Annotated in this window: 13 protein-coding genes, 7 tRNA genes and 3 rRNA genes; 1 reads left to right on the top strand and 22 read right to left on the bottom strand. The window is 50.6% G+C overall.

Annotated elements, in window-relative coordinates; translation table 11 throughout:
• Positions 1–192: 192 nt before the first annotated feature.
• Positions 193–1101 (bottom strand): AraC family transcriptional regulator, encoded by a 909-nt coding sequence (locus MKX70_RS12960; RefSeq protein ID WP_340840143.1) that lies wholly within the window; start codon positions 1099–1101, stop codon positions 193–195.
• 132 nt (positions 1102–1233) lie between these two features.
• Here MKX70_RS12960 and MKX70_RS12955 point away from each other — a divergent pair, with 132 nt between their 5' ends.
• On the top strand, positions 1234–3222 hold the full coding sequence (locus tag MKX70_RS12955; protein WP_340840142.1) for an alpha-amylase family protein: 1989 nt from the start codon (positions 1234–1236) through the stop codon (positions 3220–3222).
• 553 nt (positions 3223–3775) lie between these two features.
• On the opposite strand, the gene MKX70_RS12950 is transcribed toward MKX70_RS12955, so the two are convergent.
• The 21 genes from MKX70_RS12950 to MKX70_RS12850 all read right to left on the bottom strand — a co-directional run bounded on the left by MKX70_RS12950 (position 3776) and on the right by MKX70_RS12850 (position 20480).
• Positions 3776–3854: transfer RNA gene (locus MKX70_RS12950), tRNA-Leu, on the bottom strand.
• 53 nt (positions 3855–3907) lie between these two features.
• Positions 3908–3984 (bottom strand) — tRNA-Arg (locus MKX70_RS12945).
• 6 nt (positions 3985–3990) lie between these two features.
• Positions 3991–4065 (bottom strand) — tRNA-Gly (locus tag MKX70_RS12940).
• A 36-nt stretch (positions 4066–4101) separates the two neighbouring features.
• Positions 4102–4179, bottom strand: a tRNA-Asp gene (locus tag MKX70_RS12935).
• 7 nt (positions 4180–4186) lie between these two features.
• Positions 4187–4260, bottom strand: a tRNA-Met gene (locus MKX70_RS12930).
• A 40-nt stretch (positions 4261–4300) separates the two neighbouring features.
• A tRNA-Val gene (locus MKX70_RS12925) sits at positions 4301–4376 on the bottom strand.
• Between the two features lie 87 nt (positions 4377–4463).
• Positions 4464–4538, bottom strand: a tRNA-Glu gene (locus MKX70_RS12920).
• Between the two features lie 142 nt (positions 4539–4680).
• On the bottom strand, positions 4681–5199 hold the full coding sequence (locus MKX70_RS12915; RefSeq protein ID WP_340840141.1) for an AAA family ATPase: 519 nt from the start codon (positions 5197–5199) through the stop codon (positions 4681–4683).
• 449 nt (positions 5200–5648) lie between these two features.
• Positions 5649–5765 (bottom strand): 5S ribosomal RNA (gene rrf, locus MKX70_RS12910).
• A gap of 148 nt (positions 5766–5913) precedes the next feature.
• Positions 5914–8842: ribosomal RNA gene (locus MKX70_RS12905) — 23S ribosomal RNA — on the bottom strand.
• Between the two features lie 386 nt (positions 8843–9228).
• Positions 9229–10786, bottom strand: a 16S ribosomal RNA gene (locus MKX70_RS12900).
• Together the 16S, 23S and 5S rRNA genes form the textbook arrangement of a ribosomal RNA operon.
• 453 nt (positions 10787–11239) lie before the next feature.
• Positions 11240–12775: a LysM peptidoglycan-binding domain-containing protein gene (locus tag MKX70_RS12895; protein WP_340840140.1), complete on the bottom strand. Its 1536-nt coding sequence runs from the start codon at positions 12773–12775 to the stop codon at positions 11240–11242.
• Between the two features lie 223 nt (positions 12776–12998).
• On the bottom strand, positions 12999–13880 hold the full coding sequence (gene ilvE, locus MKX70_RS12890; protein ID WP_340783242.1) for a branched-chain-amino-acid transaminase: 882 nt from the start codon (positions 13878–13880) through the stop codon (positions 12999–13001).
• Positions 13881–13884: 4 nt separating this feature from the next.
• Positions 13885–14772 carry a prephenate dehydratase gene (gene pheA, locus MKX70_RS12885; protein WP_042139574.1) on the bottom strand — a complete coding sequence of 296 codons (888 nt, stop codon included), beginning with the start codon at positions 14770–14772 and terminating at the stop codon, positions 13885–13887.
• Positions 14769–15749 carry a homoserine kinase gene (thrB, locus tag MKX70_RS12880; protein ID WP_042238832.1) on the bottom strand — a complete coding sequence of 327 codons (981 nt, stop codon included), beginning with the start codon at positions 15747–15749 and terminating at the stop codon, positions 14769–14771. Before thrB ends, pheA begins: the two co-directional genes overlap by 4 nt.
• A gap of 60 nt (positions 15750–15809) precedes the next feature.
• Positions 15810–17096, bottom strand: a complete 1287-nt coding sequence (locus tag MKX70_RS12875; RefSeq protein WP_042238834.1) for a homoserine dehydrogenase — start codon at positions 17094–17096, stop codon at positions 15810–15812.
• A 97-nt stretch (positions 17097–17193) separates the two neighbouring features.
• Positions 17194–17631 carry an ACT domain-containing protein gene (locus tag MKX70_RS12870; protein WP_039300484.1) on the bottom strand — a complete coding sequence of 146 codons (438 nt, stop codon included), beginning with the start codon at positions 17629–17631 and terminating at the stop codon, positions 17194–17196.
• A gap of 153 nt (positions 17632–17784) precedes the next feature.
• The gene (locus tag MKX70_RS12865; RefSeq protein ID WP_042238837.1) at positions 17785–18540 is read right to left on the bottom strand and encodes a hypothetical protein; all 756 of its coding nucleotides are present in this window, start codon (positions 18538–18540) and stop codon (positions 17785–17787) included.
• Positions 18541–18555: 15 nt separating this feature from the next.
• The gene (locus tag MKX70_RS12860) at positions 18556–18714 is read right to left on the bottom strand and encodes a hypothetical protein (RefSeq protein WP_340840139.1); all 159 of its coding nucleotides are present in this window, start codon (positions 18712–18714) and stop codon (positions 18556–18558) included.
• Positions 18715–18756: 42 nt separating this feature from the next.
• The gene (locus MKX70_RS12855) at positions 18757–19302 is read right to left on the bottom strand and encodes a hypothetical protein (RefSeq protein WP_340840138.1); all 546 of its coding nucleotides are present in this window, start codon (positions 19300–19302) and stop codon (positions 18757–18759) included.
• A gap of 5 nt (positions 19303–19307) precedes the next feature.
• Complete coding sequence (locus MKX70_RS12850) at positions 19308–20480, bottom strand: SPFH domain-containing protein (RefSeq protein WP_340840137.1); 1173 nt, start codon at positions 20478–20480, stop codon at positions 19308–19310.
• Positions 20481–20678 lie beyond the last annotated feature (198 nt).

Below are 20678 nucleotides of genomic sequence, written 5' to 3'. Positions count from 1 at the left end.
TATGCCAAGCGGTTCTTCTTCTATCTAATGGTAGCGCCACCTGCCCATTTCTGCCTTAACGATCCCGACTTTCTTTAGCATGATATCGACATGACCGTGTTAATAATAACGCAGGCATTCGACTTGAGCCTATTTGCTCCAATCTAGTACCGCTATAAAATGCAGCGCTCTTGGCAGCACCCGAAGTGGCCCTTAGATTTCCTCCGTTTCGGTAGAGGCAGCCGTATCTTGCCTCTGACGCAACCGTCGTCGGTACGCTCCGGGAGTCAGTCCAAACCTCGAACTGAACAGGCGCGTCAGATAGTTAGGATCTTGAATGCCTACCCGTTCGGCAATTTCCGAAATACCCAACACCGTACCGCCCAGCAGCTTTTTGGCTTCTTCCAGACGCAGACGGAGTACATACTGCAGCGGCGTGGTGCCGATATGCTGTTTCATGCACCTCGTAATATAATCCGCCTGGAAATGCAGCTCCTCTTCAAGTCCTGCAAGATTGAACGGCTGTCTCCAGTGGACATCCAGGTAGCCTGCCGCTGCCCGGGCCAGCCGGACCGCCGGCTCCGGCTGTGCAGTCCGTATGCATTCTGCCTGAAGTGCCTCCAGCAGCCCGGCCAGCAGCAGATGGAGACGCAGCGCATTTTCTGCACTCAGCCGGTTGTGAATCTCGTTCATCTCATGCAGAATCGGCTCCAACGCTTCTACATCAACTGTGGCGTATTTGGGCATATACAGACGCTGCTGTGCAGAAGGCTCCTCATCATCCACCGTTCCCTTGTCCAGCAGGGATGACCAGGGAATATCCTCCCGCCGGATATACGCCGGCTTAGATTCATGGATAAAGTGCACCCAATAAATTTCTGTATCCTCCTCACACACCTGGTAACCTTCATGCGGCAGTCCCGCCTCCAGCACCAGCAGCTTACCCGGACCTACCGCATACTCCTGGTCCTCTTCTCTCATATAGAGCGTTCCGCGCTTCACCAGCAACAGATCATACACACCGAAGGTGCGGGCGAAATGCCGGTCCCCCGGCGCCCAGACGGCATGTCCCACCGTGACGAATTGCGGCAGCGGCGGAATCGCTAATTCCAGACACAGCACTGGCTATCTCTCCTGTCCAAGTCGATTTTGTGCTATTCAAAGTCTATAATATCACTGGCTGCCCCGGCATAAAAGAGTTACATTGACTGGGAATCCGCTTTTCATCCAAATCGTATAAGGGGCTGTGTATCCATGCGTTTTCGTCAGGTTCACCTGGACTTCCATACTTCTGAATTCATTCCCGGCATCGGCAAAGATTTCTCCAAATCCCAATTTCAATCCATGCTGCATGCCGGTCATGTTGACTCTATTACGGTATTCTCCAAATGCCATCACGGCTGGGCCTATCATCCCAGTGAAGCCAATGAAATCCATCCGCATCTCTCCTTCGACCTTCTGGGGGAGATGATGGGTGCAGCTCACGAAATTGGAGTCAAGACACCGGTGTATCTGTCCGCTGGCCTTGATGAGAAGCTGGCCCGCCGCCATCCCGAGTGGCTGATCCGTGATGCAGAGGACCGCACACGCTGGGTGAAGGACTTCATGACGCCGGGTTATCATGAGTTTTGCATGAATACACCTTATCTGGACGTTTTGCTGGCCCAAATCCATGAAGTAGTTTCCCGTTATGATGCTGACGGTATCTTTCTCGATATCGTCGGCGTCCGTAAATGCCGCTGCCAGTATTGCGTCTCAGCACTGCGGGCAGCCGGCCAAGATCCCCGCGATGAAGCAGCCGTCATGGCCCTCGGTGAACAGACTTACCTGAATTATGCACGCCGTGTCCGGGAGACGATTGACGCGGTAAAGCCAGGCCTTCCGGTCTATCATAACAACGGTCATCAGCAGCGGGGCCGCCGTGATCTTGTCCAGGTTAACAGCCACCTCGAGCTGGAATCACTTCCGACCGGAGGCTGGGGCTATGATCACTTCCCGCTGTCAGCACGGTACGCCCAGACCCTGGACATGGAATTTCTCGGCATGACCGGCAAATTCCATACCTCTTGGGGCGAATTCGGCGGCTACAAGCATCCGAACGCGCTGCGGTATGAGGCCGCGCTCAGCCTTGCCCACGGTGCAAAATGCTCCATCGGTGATCAGCTTCACCCTTCGGGCTTCATGGATGTAGCCACCTATGCCCTAATCGGCGCTGCCTACGCCGAGGTAGAGGCGAAGGAGCAGTGGTGCAGCGGAGTTGAGTCCGTTGCGGACATCGCTGTCCTGTCCCTGGAGGCGGCCCGTGAAGCCTGCCCTGACGGACAAGCGCTGAAGGGACAGCGGAATCTGGCTGATGCAGGAGCAGTGCGTATACTGAGTGAAGGACACTACCTGTATGATATCGTGGATACGCTCAGTGATTTCGCCGCGTACAAAGTGCTGATTCTGCCGGATGAAGTGCCCGTATGGCCGGAACTGGCTTCCGCTATCGAAGCCTTTACCGCTGAAGGCGGCAAATTGTTGGCCACCGGCCGTTCAGGACTCAATACGGCAGGTGATGCTTTTGCGCTGAATCTGGGAATCAGCTGGCTGGGAACCAATACCTACCGGCCTTCTTACTTTAATCCGTATTTCACTCCAGGCGCCCTGCTGCCTGCTTCCTATGTAATGTATGGTGAAGGTCAGCTGGTAGAATTGCAGGAAGGACAATCGCTGGGTCACCTGGAGAACCCGTATTTCAACCGCGATGTCTTTACTTTCTGTTCGCACCAGCATACACCAGGTACCAGAGAAGATAATGGACCGGCCATGGTTGAGAGCAGTAGCGGAATCTACATCGCCTGGGATGTGTTCAGTGACTATGCGGAAGGCGGCCACCTTATCCTCAAAGAAATGGTGCTGCATGCACTGTCCCGGCTGCTGCCGCGTCCCACCCTGCGCACTTGTCTGCCGGCCCGGGGAATAACGACCCTGCAGTACCAGCCGGCGGAGAAGCGCTATGTGCACCATCTGCTCTATACCGCCCCTGCACTGAAAGGCCGTATCGAAGTCATCGAGGACATCGTGCCGCTGCGGGACATTTCTGTCAGCCTGAATCTTCCGTCTTCCGCCTTGGTCCAGCGGGTCTATCTGGCCCCTTCTATGTCTGAATTGCCGTTTACGGTAAGTCCGGAGGGTGAAATCTCATACACAATTCCTTACTTGGAGAATCACCAGATGGCAGTGATAGAGCTGGCCCGTTAAAAAACAAAATTCACCCTACAGGTGAATCCAGATCATACTTATTGAGTGTGTATCGCCTCCCCTGAATTTTACCGGGCTCTAGATGAATTATCCGCTCATCATGCGGACTGAGATTCCGTTACTTGAGCAGATCTGGCGAAATCGCGGAGTATCCGGACTGAGATTCCGTTAAGTGTTCTGATATGCCACATTTTAAGCCCAAATGAACAACATTGCGGATTCTCAGTCCTCTTTCACCTTAGGAGGCAAGTTTTCGGCAAAATAACGACTTCCCAGTCCGCTTCAGCAAGGAATTCCGTGGGTTGCATAAGTAGTCACAGTCACCGGGCTCTTATTAGTTACTGAGGGTCGTCATAACCGAGTAGTCATAACAATGAAGAAAACCGGCGGCGGATGCCGGAAGAATCCGAGGATTGTACCGCTTGGAATAACTGGCTTATTTGGAGCCAAGTTAAATGGTTATTGATAATAGTTCAACCTGTACAATTACCTTAAAGAAAAAATAGGCTTACAAATTTGCCCGAAAGCAAATCTGTAAGCCTATTTATGATGATACCGGCGAGAGGACTCGAACCTCCACGGTTTCCCTCTCGATTTTGAGTCGAGCGCGTCTGCCATTCCGCCACGCCGGCAAATTATAAGTATAAATCCATTACGGACACTTTGATTATTCAATAAGTAAATATGGCGCGCCCTGAGAGATTCGAACTCCCGACCTTTTGATTCGTAGTCAAACGCTCTATCCAGCTGAGCTAAGGGCGCAAAATATGGAGCGGACGACGGGAATCGAACCCGCGACCCTCGCCTTGGCAAGGCGATGCTCTACCGCTGAGCCACGTCCGCACACGGTATGTATTCAATATGTTACTTAAGTAATAATGGCGGAACCGACGGGATTCGAACCCGCGATCTCCTGCGTGACAGGCAGGCATGTTAGGCCAACTACACCACGGTTCCAAATTAATTGCGGGGGCAGGATTTGAACCTGCGGCCTTCGGGTTATGAGCCCGACGAGCTACCGGGCTGCTCCACCCCGCGTCAGTAATAAATGTATTCTCTTCTATCTTGCAAGTCTCCATGGTGGAGGCTGAGGGGTTCGAACCCCCGACCCTCTGCTTGTAAGGCAGATGCTCTCCCAGCTGAGCTAAGCCTCCATCGAAGAAGCAACTTAATGATCATAACACATTCTCATGAGATATACAATCATTATTTATTTCAACCTTAGAGATTGAAGAAGAATATGGTGACTCGTATGGGATTCGAACCCATGTTACCTCCGTGAAAGGGAGGTGTCTTAACCCCTTGACCAACGAGCCATATCAACAAACAATCTTTCGACAACAAAAAATATTATATCAAATATATTAGTATAGTGCAATAGAAAACACAATAATTATTAAAATCTATTATCCTTCCACTTCAACACTAATCTGAACCGCCATTGCAGATCCCCCTTTTCTATTCCCCGGTCTCCAACAGAGACATAATAATTCCAGCTACCCCTGGAATGGATATCTGCTCAGTGTCCACATAACACTCAAAGACCTTGTTCTCCAGCCCTGTAAGACATCTCTCCATCTGTACAGCAGCCCAGGATTCCCTGCCTTCACCACGGCCCTTCAGTCTGCTATGCAGGGCCTCAGGGGAAGCAGTCAACGTGAAATGACGAACTACTATCCCTTCGTTTCTTAATCTGCCCACAATCTGCATAAAGTAGTCTGGATCTACTAGGGTCATAGGTACAATAATCGTTCCATTATACTCTGAATCTATGTATCTAAGCATTGAATACGTGAGCTCACGCCAGAGCGGATGGCTCTGAAAATCGTTTTTTGACATGCCTGCTGGAAGGTTCTCACGGATATAAAAGCCTGCATTCTCCGGATCGAAAATATACGAATGTGGAATACTCTGGTGGAGCTCAATTGCCGTTTGCGTTTTTCCTGAACCAAAGGCTCCATTCAGCCAGATAATCACATAGATACCTCCCTGTTATATATCCCAACTATAGTCTATACACAAAAAACTATATAACCCTGAGCTCATAAGTTTCGTTTTTGTTTAGGCTAAACTGTTGTACATATTACAACTTCACTTCTTGGATTCATAGGAGATCGTACAGATTGTTGTATGAAATACAACAATTGTTACGTTGAAGGTGCTTAGAGGAGGGAATATGCTGTTTTTCATACAACAATTTTGGATTATAGCTGAAATCATAAGGAGAATGTTGTATTATGTGCAGGATTATTGAAAGGCAATCAGATTTTCACCTTAAGACGCAAGCTAAAATCGTGAGCTTCTTGCATTCTCAACAGAAAAAAGTCCACTCTTTACCGTGATGAACGTTAAGTTTTATGTGAATCTTTTTGTTCGGCATATCTAAAACAAAAAACCACCGTTGCTAATCAACAGTGGTCTTAAGTGCTTGGCGGCGTCCTACTCTCCCAGGACCCTTCGGTCCAAGTACCATCGGCGCTGGAGGGCTTAACGGTCGTGTTCGGGATGGGTACGTGTGGAACCCCTCCGCTATCGCCACCAAACGGGCATTTGATATACAAATGCTATGATTCAGGTATCAGCATCGCCAAATGCTGAAAACAAATTTTCTCTATAGAACTGCTTGAGCTCTATAAATTACAATTTGATTCCTGAAAACTGAATCCGAAACGAATCTGCGTTGTTCGAAATTTGGATAAGCCCTCGACCGATTAGTATTGGTCAGCTCCGTGCATTGCTGCACTTCCACCTCCAACCTATCTACCTCGTCGTCTTCAAGGGGTCTTACTAGTTGGGAAATCTCATCTTGAGGGGGGCTTCACGCTTAGATGCTTTCAGCGCTTATCCCGTCCGTACGTAGCTACTCAGCCATGCTCCTGGCGGAACAACTGATGCACCAGCGGTACGTCCATCCCGGTCCTCTCGTACTAAGGACAGCTCCTCTCAAATTTCCTGCGCCCACGACAGATAGGGACCGAACTGTCTCACGACGTTCTGAACCCAGCTCGCGTACCGCTTTAATGGGCGAACAGCCCAACCCTTGGGACCTACTTCAGCCCCAGGATGCGATGAGCCGACATCGAGGTGCCAAACCTCCCCGTCGATGTGGACTCTTGGGGGAGATAAGCCTGTTATCCCCAGGGTAGCTTTTATCCGTTGAGCGATGGCCCTTCCATGCGGTACCACCGGATCACTAAGTCCGACTTTCGTCCCTGCTCGACTTGTAGGTCTCGCAGTCAAGCTCCCTTATGCCTTTGCACTCTGCGAATGATTTCCAACCATTCTGAGGGAACCTTTGAACGCCTCCGTTACTCTTTAGGAGGCGACCGCCCCAGTCAAACTGCCCGCCTGACACGGTCCCCGTACCCGCTTAGGGTACTAGGTTAGAACCTAGATACGATCAGGGTGGTATCCCAACGGCGCCTCCGCAGAAGCTTGCGCTCCTGCCTCAACGGCTCCCACCTATCCTGTACAGATCGTACCCAAATTCAATATCAAGCTGCAGTAAAGCTCCATGGGGTCTTTCCGTCTTGTCGCGGGTAACCTGCATCTTCACAGGTATTAAAATTTCACCGGATCTCTCGTTGAGACAGCGCCCAAGTCGTTACGCCATTCGTGCGGGTCAGAATTTACCTGACAAGGAATTTCGCTACCTTAGGACCGTTATAGTTACGGCCGCCGTTTACTGGGGCTTCGGTTCACAGCTTCGGGTTGCCCCTAACCACTCCCCTTAACCTTCCAGCACCGGGCAGGCGTCAGCCCGTATACTTCGCCTTGCGGCTTCGCACAGACCTGTGTTTTTGCTAAACAGTCGCTTGGGCCTTTTCACTGCGGCCCCCTCGGGCTATTCACCCTACCGAGGCACCTCTTCTCCCGAAGTTACGAGGTCATTTTGCCGAGTTCCTTAACGAGAGTTCTTCCGCGCGCCTTAGAATTCTCTTCTCGCCTACCTGTGTCGGTTTGCGGTACGGGCACCTTCTCCTGGCTAGAGGCTTTTCTTGGCAGTGTGAGATCATGACCTTCGCTACTACAATTTTCGCTCCCCATCACAGCCCAGCCTTATTGATGTGCGGATTTGCCTACACATCAGCCTCACTGCTTAGACGGACACATCCATCAGTCCGCGTCACTACCCTCCTGCGTCACCCCATCGCTCATAGCGGATTACGGTGGTACAGTAATTTCAAACTGTTGTCCTTCGACTACGCCTTTCGGCCTCGCCTTAGGTCCCGACTTACCCTGAGCGGACGAGCCTTCCTCAGGAAACCTTGGGCTTTCGGCGGATCAGATTCTCACTGATCTTTTCGTTACTCATACCGGCATTCTCACTTGTATGCTGTCCAGCGCTCCTTACGGTACACCTTCAACCCACATACAACGCTCCCCTACCCCAGATACAAAGTATCTAGCCATAGCTTCGGTGGTGTGTTTAGCCCCGTTACATTTTCGGCGCAGAGTCACTCGACCAGTGAGCTATTACGCACTCTTTCAATGGTGGCTGCTTCTAAGCCAACATCCTGGTTGTCTGTGCAACTCCACATCCTTTCCCACTTAACACACACTTGGGGACCTTAGCTGATGGTCTGGGCTGTTTCCCTTTTGACAATGGATCTTAGCACTCACTGTCTGACTCCCGGCAAGAAGTTAATGGCATTCGGAGTTTGACTGAGCTTGGTAACCCTTGCGGGCCCCGCACCCAATCAGTGCTCTACCTCCACCACTCCATTCACCGAGGCTAGCCCTAAAGCTATTTCGGGGAGAACCAGCTATCTCCGAGTTCGATTGGAATTTCTCCGCTACCCCCACCTCATCCCCGCATTTTTCAACATGCGTGGGTTCGGGCCTCCAGTGCGTGTTACCGCACCTTCACCCTGGACAGGGGTAGATCACACGGTTTCGGGTCTACGTCCACATACTCATTCGCCCTATTCAGACTCGCTTTCGCTGCGGCTCCGTCTTCTCGACTTAACCTTGCATGTTAAACGTAACTCGCCGGTTCATTCTACAAAAGGCACGCCATCACCCAGTAATAGGGCTCTGACTTTTTGTAAGCACACGGTTTCAGGTTCTATTTCACTCCCCTTCCGGGGTGCTTTTCACCTTTCCCTCACGGTACTGTTTCACTATCGGTCGCCAGGTAGTATTTAGCCTTAGCAGATGGTCCTGCTGGATTCATACGGGGTTTCACGTGCCCCGCACTACTCGGGATCCGTCTCGGAGAGAACACAGTTTAGGCTACAGGGCTTTTACCTCTATCGCGGGCCTTTCCAGACCTCTTCACCTACCATATTCCTTTGTAACTCCATGTGAGACGTCCCACAACCCCAAGGGGCAAGCCCCTTGGTTTAGGCTGTTCCGCGTTCGCTCGCCGCTACTGACGGAATCACTATTGTTTTCTCTTCCTCAGGGTACTTAGATGTTTCAGTTCCCCTGGTCTGCCTCTGCGTATCCTATGTATTCAGATACGAGTAACTGCGAATTACCACAGCTGGGTTTCCCCATTCGGACACCCCCGGATCAAAGCTTGCTTACAGCTCCCCGAGGCAGTTTCGTTGTTCGCCACGTCCTTCGTCGGCTCCTGGCGCCTAGGCATCCTCCGTGTGCTCTTATTAGCTTAACCGTCACTCCGGTGTTTCGCTTGCTTGCTCATCTTGTTTTGAATACTGCTCATGGATTGCTCCATTCACCAACACATTCAAAGCCAAAGGTCGCTGCACAATCGAAAACCTTCGTTCTGCACTAATAACTATTTCAACTTGCTTACACAAGTTTCAGCTAAAAGATGTTCTAAAACGCAAATTCGTTTCGGTATCCAGTTTTCAAGGATCAAGGTGCTGAAATTTCGGGACAATCACGACTGTGATGTTCGAAAATTCAGACAGTTTAAAGATGAGAGCTTAAACTCTCAAAACTGACCAACGAGTGAGTGTTTGAACCCTAAGGTTCATTGTGGAAGCTTTAGCTTCCGATTTGAATGTTTCCGTTGCAGGAAACGATTCTCCATAGAAAGGAGGTGATCCAGCCGCACCTTCCGATACGGCTACCTTGTTACGACTTCACCCCAATCATCTACCCCACCTTCGGCGGCTGGCTCCCTTGCGGGTTACCCCACCGACTTCGGGTGTTGTAAACTCTCGTGGTGTGACGGGCGGTGTGTACAAGACCCGGGAACGTATTCACCGCGGCATGCTGATCCGCGATTACTAGCAATTCCGACTTCATGCAGGCGAGTTGCAGCCTGCAATCCGAACTGAGACCGGCTTTGCTGGGATTGGCTCCACCTCGCGGTTTCGCTTCCCGTTGTACCGGCCATTGTAGTACGTGTGTAGCCCAGGTCATAAGGGGCATGATGATTTGACGTCATCCCCACCTTCCTCCGGTTTGTCACCGGCAGTCACTCTAGAGTGCCCAGCCTTACCTGCTGGCAACTAAAGTCAAGGGTTGCGCTCGTTGCGGGACTTAACCCAACATCTCACGACACGAGCTGACGACAACCATGCACCACCTGTCTCCGATGCTCCGAAGAGGGGCACTATCTCTAATGCTTTCATCGGGATGTCAAGACCTGGTAAGGTTCTTCGCGTTGCTTCGAATTAAACCACATACTCCACTGCTTGTGCGGGTCCCCGTCAATTCCTTTGAGTTTCAGTCTTGCGACCGTACTCCCCAGGCGGAGTGCTTACTGTGTTAACTTCGGCACCAAGGGTATCGAAACCCCTAACACCTAGCACTCATCGTTTACGGCGTGGACTACCAGGGTATCTAATCCTGTTTGCTCCCCACGCTTTCGCGCCTCAGCGTCAGTTACAGCCCAGAAAGTCGCCTTCGCCACTGGTGTTCCTCCACATATCTACGCATTTCACCGCTACACGTGGAATTCCACTTTCCTCTTCTGTACTCAAGTCACCCAGTTTCCAGTGCGACCCCAGGTTGAGCCCAAGGTTTAAACACCAGACTTAAATGACCGCCTGCGCGCGCTTTACGCCCAATAATTCCGGACAACGCTTGCCCCCTACGTATTACCGCGGCTGCTGGCACGTAGTTAGCCGGGGCTTTCTTCTCAGGTACCGTCACTCCGGTAGCAGTTACTCTACCGGACGTTCTTCCCTGGCAACAGAGCTTTACGATCCGAAAACCTTCATCACTCACGCGGCATTGCTCCGTCAGGCTTTCGCCCATTGCGGAAGATTCCCTACTGCTGCCTCCCGTAGGAGTCTGGGCCGTGTCTCAGTCCCAGTGTGGCCGTTCACCCTCTCAGGTCGGCTACGCATCGTCGCCTTGGTGAGCCATTACCCCACCAACTAGCTAATGCGCCGCAGGCCCATCCCCAAGTGGCAGATTGCTCCGCCTTTCATTCTCTCTTCAGGAGAGGAAAGAAATTATCCGGTATTAGCTACCGTTTCCGGTAGTTATCCCAGTCTTGAGGGCAGGTTGCCTACGTGTTACTCACCCGTCCGCCGCTAAATTCATTTGAAAGCAAGCTTTCAAATGAACTCCGCTCGACTTGCATGTATTAGGCATGCCGCCAGCGTTCGTCCTGAGCCAGGATCAAACTCTCCAAATTGGTTTTAGAAAGAGCGATTGCTCATTTTGAAACATCTGACGAGAATTTTCATTCTCTTTTTTGGATCTCGCCGAAGCGATCTCCCACTCACTCGTTGTTCAGTTTTCAAAGATCAAGCTCGTTGTCAGCGACGACTACCGCGTCACCAGCAACTCTTATAATATATCATATTCATCATCTGGATGCAACACTTATTTTTCAGAAGCTGTTTGCATACTCTTGAGAGAAATATGTCCAATCTTGTGAAAAGGCTTTCGCCCTGTGACTGGATTTATAATATACCACGCATTCATTACTAAAGACAACCCTCAATATTTACCATTTTGATGATGGTTCTATAGAACTCCATAGTTATACTATACGAGTCTTTGTACCTGCAAAACTCTAAAAAAGTGCAGCAAGCCCGCATCCTATGCGTGACCTGCATGCACTCCATAATCGATCGTTTCAGACTTAGTTAGATATCCATGGATTCTTTTTCTTTTTGGCTGTACTTGAACGTTCATTTGAGCTTGAACCTGTTTTGGAAGAAGTCTTAGCTTTGGCTGTGGTTGTCTGGCTGGAAGTTTTCACTTTTCCCCCTGCCGCTTTGGAAGCTCCGCCCTTGGAATTCTTAACCGACTGTGCTTCGGCGCGTCCTGCTTCAGGAGCCTCTGCCGCTTCCTGTCCTGCAAGCTCCGGCACCTGGATTTCCGGCACACGATTATGGGCATAGTTCTCCATACCAGGGTAGGACGGATAAGGTGGGATATTCGATACCATCGGCTGATCGTACATCGGCGACACTGCATTAGGCATTGAATTCATTCCCGCTGAATACGGTGAACCCATCATTCCCGGCTGCGGCATGCCATACATCGGATACATATTGTACATTGGCTGCATCGCCTGTTCATACGAATATGGCTGAATGGACATTCCGCCGCAGCCGCAGGAAGGCCAAGGAAGATTGACCGGCTGGCCGCTATACTGCGGAGAAACAAAAGTGGCATTATCACTGGCCGGACTCACTGCGGACATAACGGCGTTATTATAGTCTGGCGCAGCATTAGGGTACCAGCCTCCGGGATATTCATTCGCAGGATAGATACTGGCAGGATAAGCATAGGACGGCGGGCAATCCGGCATAAAAGCCGCAGGCTGAATGTAGTTAGGTGCAGCGTTTATATCCATCATCCCCATTGGCTCATACACAGGATACACTGGCGGACAATTCACGAAATACGGGTTCTCATTCAGACCGGGATAACCTTCGGTCTGGTCGCAGGGAGAGACTTTACCATCGTTCCATGCCGCTGGCTGAACCTCAGTTTTATGTGCTTCTTTGGGCATCTCATATGTGATGGCTTCTTGTGCCGGAACTGAGATCTGTACATATAAGCTTTGTTTCTCATGAACGATTTCCTGAATCGGCATCACTTCGGGGGCTTTATTGGGTGCAGGATTAGGTGCCGGTACATGAGCAGCAATGGGAACCGGGACTGCTTCTGCGGCAGGGGACACGACAGGAGCCGGCTTTTCTATGGGCCCAGTATAGGTTTTTCCGCCAATAGCTGTTTTGTCTACGACTGCAGGTGCTGTAGATTGTGCCTGAATGGGAGTAGTATTAGCTTTTGCCGGAGAGACAGACTGAGCCTGAATAGGAGAAGCAGCATTAGCTTTCTTAGGGATATTTACAACTTCCCCAGTCATCAGAACATTGGGATTCTTAAGCTGGGGGTTGGCATCAATCATGTCCTTCAGCGTAATTCCCCATGCTTTGGAGAGCTTCCACAAGGTGTCGCCTTGCTTGACGGTATGCTTGTAGTAGACCTCACTGTTATCTGGTACAGGTATCGGGGCTGCCGGTATTTTGACTTTATCTCCGACAGCAAGCACATCTGGATTCGTGATTTGCGGATTGGCCTCGATTATTTTTTGCAGCGGCACTCCATACTTCTGCGATAACGCAAACAGCGAATCGCCTTGCTTAACAATGTGTATTTTCACGCAGCATTTACCTCCTAATAATTATCTGTTATCGACGTTGCCCCTAGTTCAGGGATTACTGCACTCCAGCATGGTATATGCGGTACAGCCGCCTCCTTCGTTACTACATCTTATGCAGCCCATGGGCGAATGACATCCCTAATACAAAAAAAATCCTCCCATGACTCCATGGGAGGATTGCTGCTATGTTCATTCATTGGTTTGCGTAATAACTATTAAGGAACTATTCCCACACCTTATAACCGTCTTTATCCACAACATTGCGGAATTCTTCAAGCAGCTGCAGGGTAATCGGACCGGCATGACCAGAACCGATAATCCGTCCGTCGATTTCACGGGCTGCAATAACTTCGGCTGCAGTACCGGTGAAGAAAACTTCATCGGCAATATATACATCATGCATTGTGAACGGCTCTTCCTTCAGCGGCAAGCCCAATTTCTCACATAGCTCAATAATCGCCAGACGGGTAATTCCTTCAAGCGCGCCCAAATAGCAGGGAGGTGTGTAGACTACTCCTCTTTTGATAATGAAGATGTTGTCGCCTGATCCTTCGGTTACATATCCTTGCGCATTCATCATAATCGCTTCATCGGCTTCCGCCAGATTAGACTGGATCTTCACCAGAATGTTGTTGAGATAGTTCAGCGATTTGATCTTCGGATTCAGCGCATCCGGGATGTTACGGCGCTGGGATACCGATACGGCACGGAGTCCGTTCAGATAAGCCTGTTCCGGGTAGATCGCCAGCTGCTCTACAATAATAATGACACTCGCTTTGGGACAGCGGCGCGGATCAAGCCCCAGGTTACCAGGACCGCGCGAAACGATCAGACGGATATACCCGTTGCGCATTTCATTAAGACGGATTGTCTCAGCCATAGCCGCCAGCATCTCATCATAGGTCAGCGGAATCTCCAGCATAATCGATTTGGCCGAATCATACAGCCTGTCCAGATGCTCTTTGCATTTGAAAATGTTGCCGTTATATATACGGATTCCTTCGAAAATACCGTCTCCATATAAAAAGCCGTGATCAAATACCGATACCTTAGCATTGTCCTTCGTTACATGTTGTCCATCCAGATAGATCCATTGTTCAGCCATGAACTTACTGCACCTCCGCTTTCTCTTCCTCATAGGTGTATGTGGGATAGGACCCCAGAATCCGTACCTGACAGCCCAAGGCCTTGATCTCTTCAATTGCCCCCGGGAGCAGTACCGACTCTATCGGTTCCAGCACATCAATATAGAAATAATAAGTACCCAGTTTCTTCTTGGTCGGCCGTGATTCAATCCGCGACAGATTCAGCTTCCGCCAGGAAAATGCAGCCAGCACCTGATGCAGCGCACCAGGGAAATCCTCAGGCAGCGTCACAAGAATACTCGTCTTGTCTCCACTGCTCTCTAGCGGGAGCTCCAGCTTCTCCTGGCCAACAAGTACAAAACGCGTGTAATTGTTGTTATGGTCTGTAACCTGCCGCTCCACAATCTCCAGCCCGTGCGTTGCTGCCCCCAGTGACGTACCGATGGCGGCCCAGCCCTTGCCGGGATTATTCTTTACAATTTCAACAGCTTCGGAAGTACTGCCCACCGATTCCAGCTCCGCCCACGGTGCGGCTTTGCGGATGAACTGCAGACATTGTGCCATAGCAACCGGATGGGACAGGATTTTGACAATCTTCGTATAATCCTTATGCCCGCTCCCATCCGTGAATTCCTGCGGATTACCGATCAGGTTCTGCACCGACGGAAAAATCCACTCCGCCTGCATCGGCAGATTCACCTCATTAATGAGCCAGTCAATATGCAGGCTGACCGAGCCTTCAATCGTATTCTCAATCGGAATCACACTGTAATCCGTAACTCCGTTCGCCGTAGACAGAAAGACATCGGATATCAGCTTATGATGCTCAATATTTACCGGGTTACCCCCAAATAAATGCAGCAGCGCTTCATGTGACACCGAGCCCTGCGGCAATACCGCTATTGATTTCATGACTGTAATTCTCCTTTTATCATATCCAAAAATGATCCGTTTTGCATCCCGTTTCTTTCAAGCAGCTCCGTAGTAACACCTGAAGTACATGGCGACAGCCATACAGTCCGGGAAGGAATCCCATTCTCCTGCATCGTCTCTGTCAGGAAATGCTCCAGCTCCTGCTTCTTATCGCTGCTACGGTCCACCATACATAACAATGTAGGGCCTGCGCCGCTTAGCGCAATCCCCAGAGCACCACGCCCGGGCGCCTCAGCAAGCAGCTTCTCCATCCCAGGCACCATGGGTGCACGGTACGGCTGATGCAGGCGGTCCTGCATCGCTCTGCCAATCATATCGAGCCGGCCGGCGGATAGTGCTGCAGTTAACAGCGAGGTACGGCTGATATTATGGACTGCATCGCCCATTGTAACTTCGGCAGGCAGTAGTCCCCTTGCTTTGACTGTCTCCAGCTCAAATTCAGGAATAACCACCAGCACTTCCAGCGCCTGTGGAGGCTCTATCCGGATATAATCGGCATGCTGCCCATCCCATGCTGCTGTGATAATCCCTCCGAAGATGGAGGCTCCAACATTATCTGGATGCTTCTCAAGCGCTGTAGCCATATCAAACAGCTTCGCAGACCCAAGCGGTGAACCAATCATAGCATTCGCTGCGGCCAATGCGCCAACAATCGCGGAAGCACTGCTGCCGAGACCCCGGGTAAGCGGAATTTCTGAATACATCGAGATGGATAGTTCGGGGACCGAAACCCCGGCTTCTGCAAACACCATCTGGGCTACCTTGTACAGCAGATTGCTTTTGTCACAGGCGATACCCTTCATCTCATCACCATAAAGGTGAAAAACCGTTTCTGCCGCCTCTTCCATCTCAATCCAGGCATACAGTGACAGTGCCATGCCCAGTGTATCGAATCCCGGACCGAGATTGGCGGTGCTGGCAGGGACTTTTACTCTAGACCTTCCGTAAATACTCATGGCGTGGGAAATCTCCTTCGTTATATTTGCGCGCAGCCGATGAATCTCGGAATGCGGTACTCAGCCTTCTACACGATAATGGCTTTTGATGCGGTGAATGACATTCAATTGCTCTAAATGCCGCAATACTTTATTCATACTCGCCTTGCTGGCATTGTGCGTTACAATAATGATTTCTGCATCCGGGTTATTGGCATTAGCCTGCTGTACAACGGAATCCAGACTGACATCATATTCGGCAAACACTTGAGTAATCTTCGCCAGCACACCCGCTTTGTCATCTACGTGCAGGAGGAGGAAGTTCTTGTAGAAGATATCTTCATCGCTCTTCAGCTTCTTCTGCTTATAGGGGACAATCTGCTTGAGTCCGTTCACACCCAGCTTCAGATTCTTGATCACAGCTACAAGATCTGCCACAATCGAGGTTGCGGTAGGCATCGCGCCTGCTCCGGCACCATAAAACATCGTTTCCCCTACGGCTTGACCATACACATATACCGCATTATACACTCCGTTCACGGATGCAATCGGATGGCTCGCACGGATCATCGTAGGCTGCACACTGATGCTGAATTCTTCATCCTGCCGTTCGGCAATGCCGAGCAGCTTCATCTCGTATCCCAGCCGTTTGGCAAAAGCAATATCTTCTTTGCTCACGCCGGAAATGCCACTCACACTGACATCGCTCAGTTCAACGTTGGTCCGGAAGCCAAGGGTACCCAGGATAGCCATCTTACGTGCTGCATCCAGCCCCTCCACGTCTGAAGTAGGATCCGATTCAGCATACCCGAGTTCCTGCGCTTCCTTCAGCACATCCAGATAAGACGCGCCTTCCTGGCTCATTTTGCTAAGTATGTAGTTAGTTGTCCCGTTAACGATACCCATAATCTTCATAATCTTGTCGGAGGAGAATCCTTCAATCAGTGTACGGATAATCGGAATGCCTCCCGCCACGCTGGCCTCATAGAACACATCGCACTGCTTCTCCTGAGCTTTGGCGAGAATCTCCGAGCCATGCAGGGCCATCAGGTCCTTGTTGGCTGTAACGATATGTTTGCCGCGCTCCAGCGCCTCTAGAATGTACTCTTTCGTTCCCGCAATACCGCCCATGACCTCAACAATGACATCAATTTCCGGGTCGCGGATAACCTCCCAAGGGTCATCGGTGATCTTGGATGGATCGACTTCAATTTCCCGCGGCTTCTCCGTATTCTTCACGGCTATACGTTCAATCAGGATCGGCGAGCCTACCTGGCTGCTCAAATCCTCCTGATTCCCTTCAACGATACGGACTACACCCGTACCTACTGTACCTAAACCCAGTAATCCCACTTTAACCGGCTTCATTTGCATCCTCCTAAAAGTTTTGCGAGCGTCTGCTCCTTATATTCACTTCAAGCAAAACTCACTTCGTAAGCATAGGCTTAAGTTTTATGAAGCAATACTAGCCCTGTCCGATAATTAACGCCCGTTTCACACCCGAGATTGCCTTTAGACTATCCAGTAAATCGCCTAATTCTTCATTTAAATGAGAAATTTCGACAGAGATGACCACGTTGGCCCGCCCCTGCAGCGGAATACTCTGGTGAATCGTCAGCACGTTGGCCCCGTGGACAGCTACAGAACCCAGCACTTTAGAGAGCATACCTGATTCGTGCTCCAGATCTATCGAGATGGTTACTATACGCTCACGTTCCAGCTGATGAATTAAATGAATTCCATCTTTGTATTTATAAAAAGCGCTGCGGCTAAGCCCAACCTGCTCCACGCCCTCGTGTACCGTTTTGGCATCTCCTGCTTCCAGCAGCTGCTTGACCTGCATGGTCTTCAGTACAGCATCGGGCAATATGTCCTCCCGGACCAAATAATAGCGTTCTTTCACGAACGTCCTCACCCCAAAGACTTTTGTATGTACATAGTGGACATTATACGGGATTGAAGACTTAAATTGCAACACTTTTTCCTCTGAAGGCAAGTGACCTTCAATTTTCAAAAAAGGCTATTCCGCCCGTTAATCAGGAGGAACAGCCTTATCTTAACTGTAAGAGACGGTCGTACCGCAGTAGTCACAGCTCTTGGACTGGAGAGGGGAGACGGTATTCTGCGCACCACAGCCAGGGCAGCGTATGGCCTTCGGCTGCTGCTGCGGTCTTGGCGGCTGATACACCGTTTGTCCGCCCGGGGAAGAAAAGGGCGATGAGTCCGCTTGATTAACCGGAGCATCAGGCTCAGTATCCGCGCCCTCACTGAAGAGCAGCCCGGAGTCCAGCACCCCATACTTCTTGAGGTAGATCAGATCCCTAGTCACATCCCCCTCACTTTGCCCGGTACGGTCAGCCAGATTTCCAATATAACGCACTCTGCCGGCAGTGATTAGCTGCACATATTGATTGGCGAGCTGGGAGAAACGGAATCTGGCTTTGGCCGCCCTTTTGGCAAAAGCTGACGCGGGCAGGAGCAGAACAACAGCAAAGAGGATTAACAGTATAATTAGCGTCATGACATCGATCCCGTCGTCACTATATATCGAATAAAGGATAAAGCCCATCATCTGCACAAATCCCCCTACAAAAACATGATACAGCAGGCTGTAGTTGACGGGTTTGCGGTAATTTTTGTAATGTGTTCCAAAGAAGCGGATCAAAGCCAGCACAAGCCCGAGCGGCATCACAAGGTAGCCCACTCCGATAGTTACATAGTCAAATGTTGTCCGCTCATATTTGGGCAGACCGTCAGACGGCTGGCCTTCCCGGCCCGGCAGCAGTCCCTCTAGCTCATTCACGATACCCATTCCGTAATTTTCCTCCTATTTAAGTGCCGCCAGCTCCCGGTTACGCCGCTGGAGCGTGCCGGCAATACTATCCGCCAATTCCTGTGTTTCCGCTTCCCAGCCGGCTGGCAGCTCCTTCAGTACAAGCAATAAGGCAACATGATCATGAAGCAGAGAAATCTGCTGGCTTATCATATCCTCGGTTGCTGCCAATTCCGGATTCGAAACCGGATCACACTACTGGAACTTATCCTCCAGGGAACCCACCAGTTCAGTCAAACGAATGGATTCCGGATGCTTCCAGCTCCCCGCAAGCGCTCTAATCTCACGCAGCTCCTGCCGGTAACTCCGCAGATTCCTTGAGGCATCGGCATCCCTCTGTTCCTGCGACGCTGCATTCCGGCCATATAACCTTATCGCTTCAAGAACAGCCACAGCAGTAACTAACATGATTAGCTGCACTCCCGCATACCAGAGCGGGCTCAGTTCCAGAATCCAGTCAAGCAGCACAGCTAACGCAATTACCACAGATACATATAGGGCAATAATCCAAGCCCCGCTCAGGAGTAGCGGTGAAGTCCTGCTGACATCAGGAGCGGAACGCAGCCAAAATACGCAATAGCCATATACGGCAGTCTCAGCAATGCATACGGCAAGCAGGGTCACTATGAAACGCACCAGCGACTCAGAGAATCCAAGCATGAAGAAGGAGAAAACAGTGACCGCCAGAACAGCAACATAAATGACAGTGATAAGCCCTGTGTAAGACCTCTGTTTATTCATCCGGCTCACCCATTAGCCGCCCTTGTTCCGCATTCCGCGCAGAATTTCTGGCCGGGCTGCAGTTCATGCCCGCAACCCGTGCATTTGATGATCAGACTCCCCCCGCAATGCGGACAGAATTTGGCGCCGGGAATTACCGGCTTGCCGCAGCTGTGGCAAGTACTGCTAGCTGCCGCCGGCACCGGCTGCAGGCTCTGACCACAGCCGATACAGAACCGCGCATCTGCCGGGTTAAGCGTTCCACAGCCTGCACAGGATTTGGAACTTGCTCCCGGTGCTGCCGCCGTACCGCCGTCCAGTGACATGCCGCGTGTCATCCTGTTCATCATATCAGTCGCAGGTCCGGCAAGGCCAAAGCCCATACCGAGCCCCAGGCCGGTATTCATCATCCCGGCGCCTAAATTACCCGGATTTCCTGCGGCTTCCTCCATGGTATTGAAGCTGCGTTCCTGCTGATAAGTGAAGCCGATGATGTCCATCTCTGCTTTTTTGGCTAAAGCCTCTTTCAAGCGGAGTATGGCCGGATCATTATCAGGTATGTTAATGGAATCAATAAAGAAGTTATTCAGCTCGATCCCGCTATCCAGGAAGGACGACGCCAGACGGCCTTGGATATGCTTCGAAATTTCTACGACATAGGCATTGATCTCCAGAATGCTGATTTTTTTGTGCACCAGATAAGAAGAGATCAGTTCATTAATATTTGACATCAGCAGCCCGCGGAAATAACTCACCATAGTGTCCTGATCAAATAGCGGCAGCGTCCCTACCAGCTTCAGCAGGAATTTGCGGGGATCCTCAATCTTGACTCCGAATTGGCCGAAGGCGCGGACAGAGATCATGATTTGGTATTTGGGATCCTGTAGCTGCAGCGGCGAACTTGTCCCCCACTTGACGTTCATAGAGTTCATCTTGTTCACGAACCATACTTCCGCTGTAAACGGTGATTTGCCGCCGAACGGCAGATTCACTACATTCGACAGAATCGGGATGTTCGCCGTGCTGAGCGTATGACGTCCTGCTGTGAAGGAATCGAGTGCCTCACCGCCTTTGAACAGAATCGCCTCCTGGGATTCATTCACAATCAGCTGTGTCCATGTCCCCAGCTCCTGATTAGGATATTTCCAGGCGAAGACGCCTGCAGGCCCGTCATATTTGACTACTTCAATAATTGCCATCTGCCTATTCCCTCTTTCATGACAGGTATGTATTTATATTATCGGTTGGTTCAGCTGGAAATTAGTGCCCACATATGATTGTAGTAAATTTAGCCAAATATTTAAAGCAGACTTTATACAAAGCCGTTCTTTTATGCCCTGTCTATTAAAAAAGCCGGCTGTGTCCCCTCACGGGAAACACAGCCGGCATATTCGAAG

The organism is Paenibacillus sp. FSL R7-0312 (genome assembly GCF_038004445.1).
Classification (GTDB): domain Bacteria; phylum Bacillota; class Bacilli; order Paenibacillales; family Paenibacillaceae; genus Paenibacillus_AQ.
The sequence above is the reverse complement of the archived record's forward strand: the minus strand, read 5'-3'. Positions and strand labels throughout refer to the sequence as shown.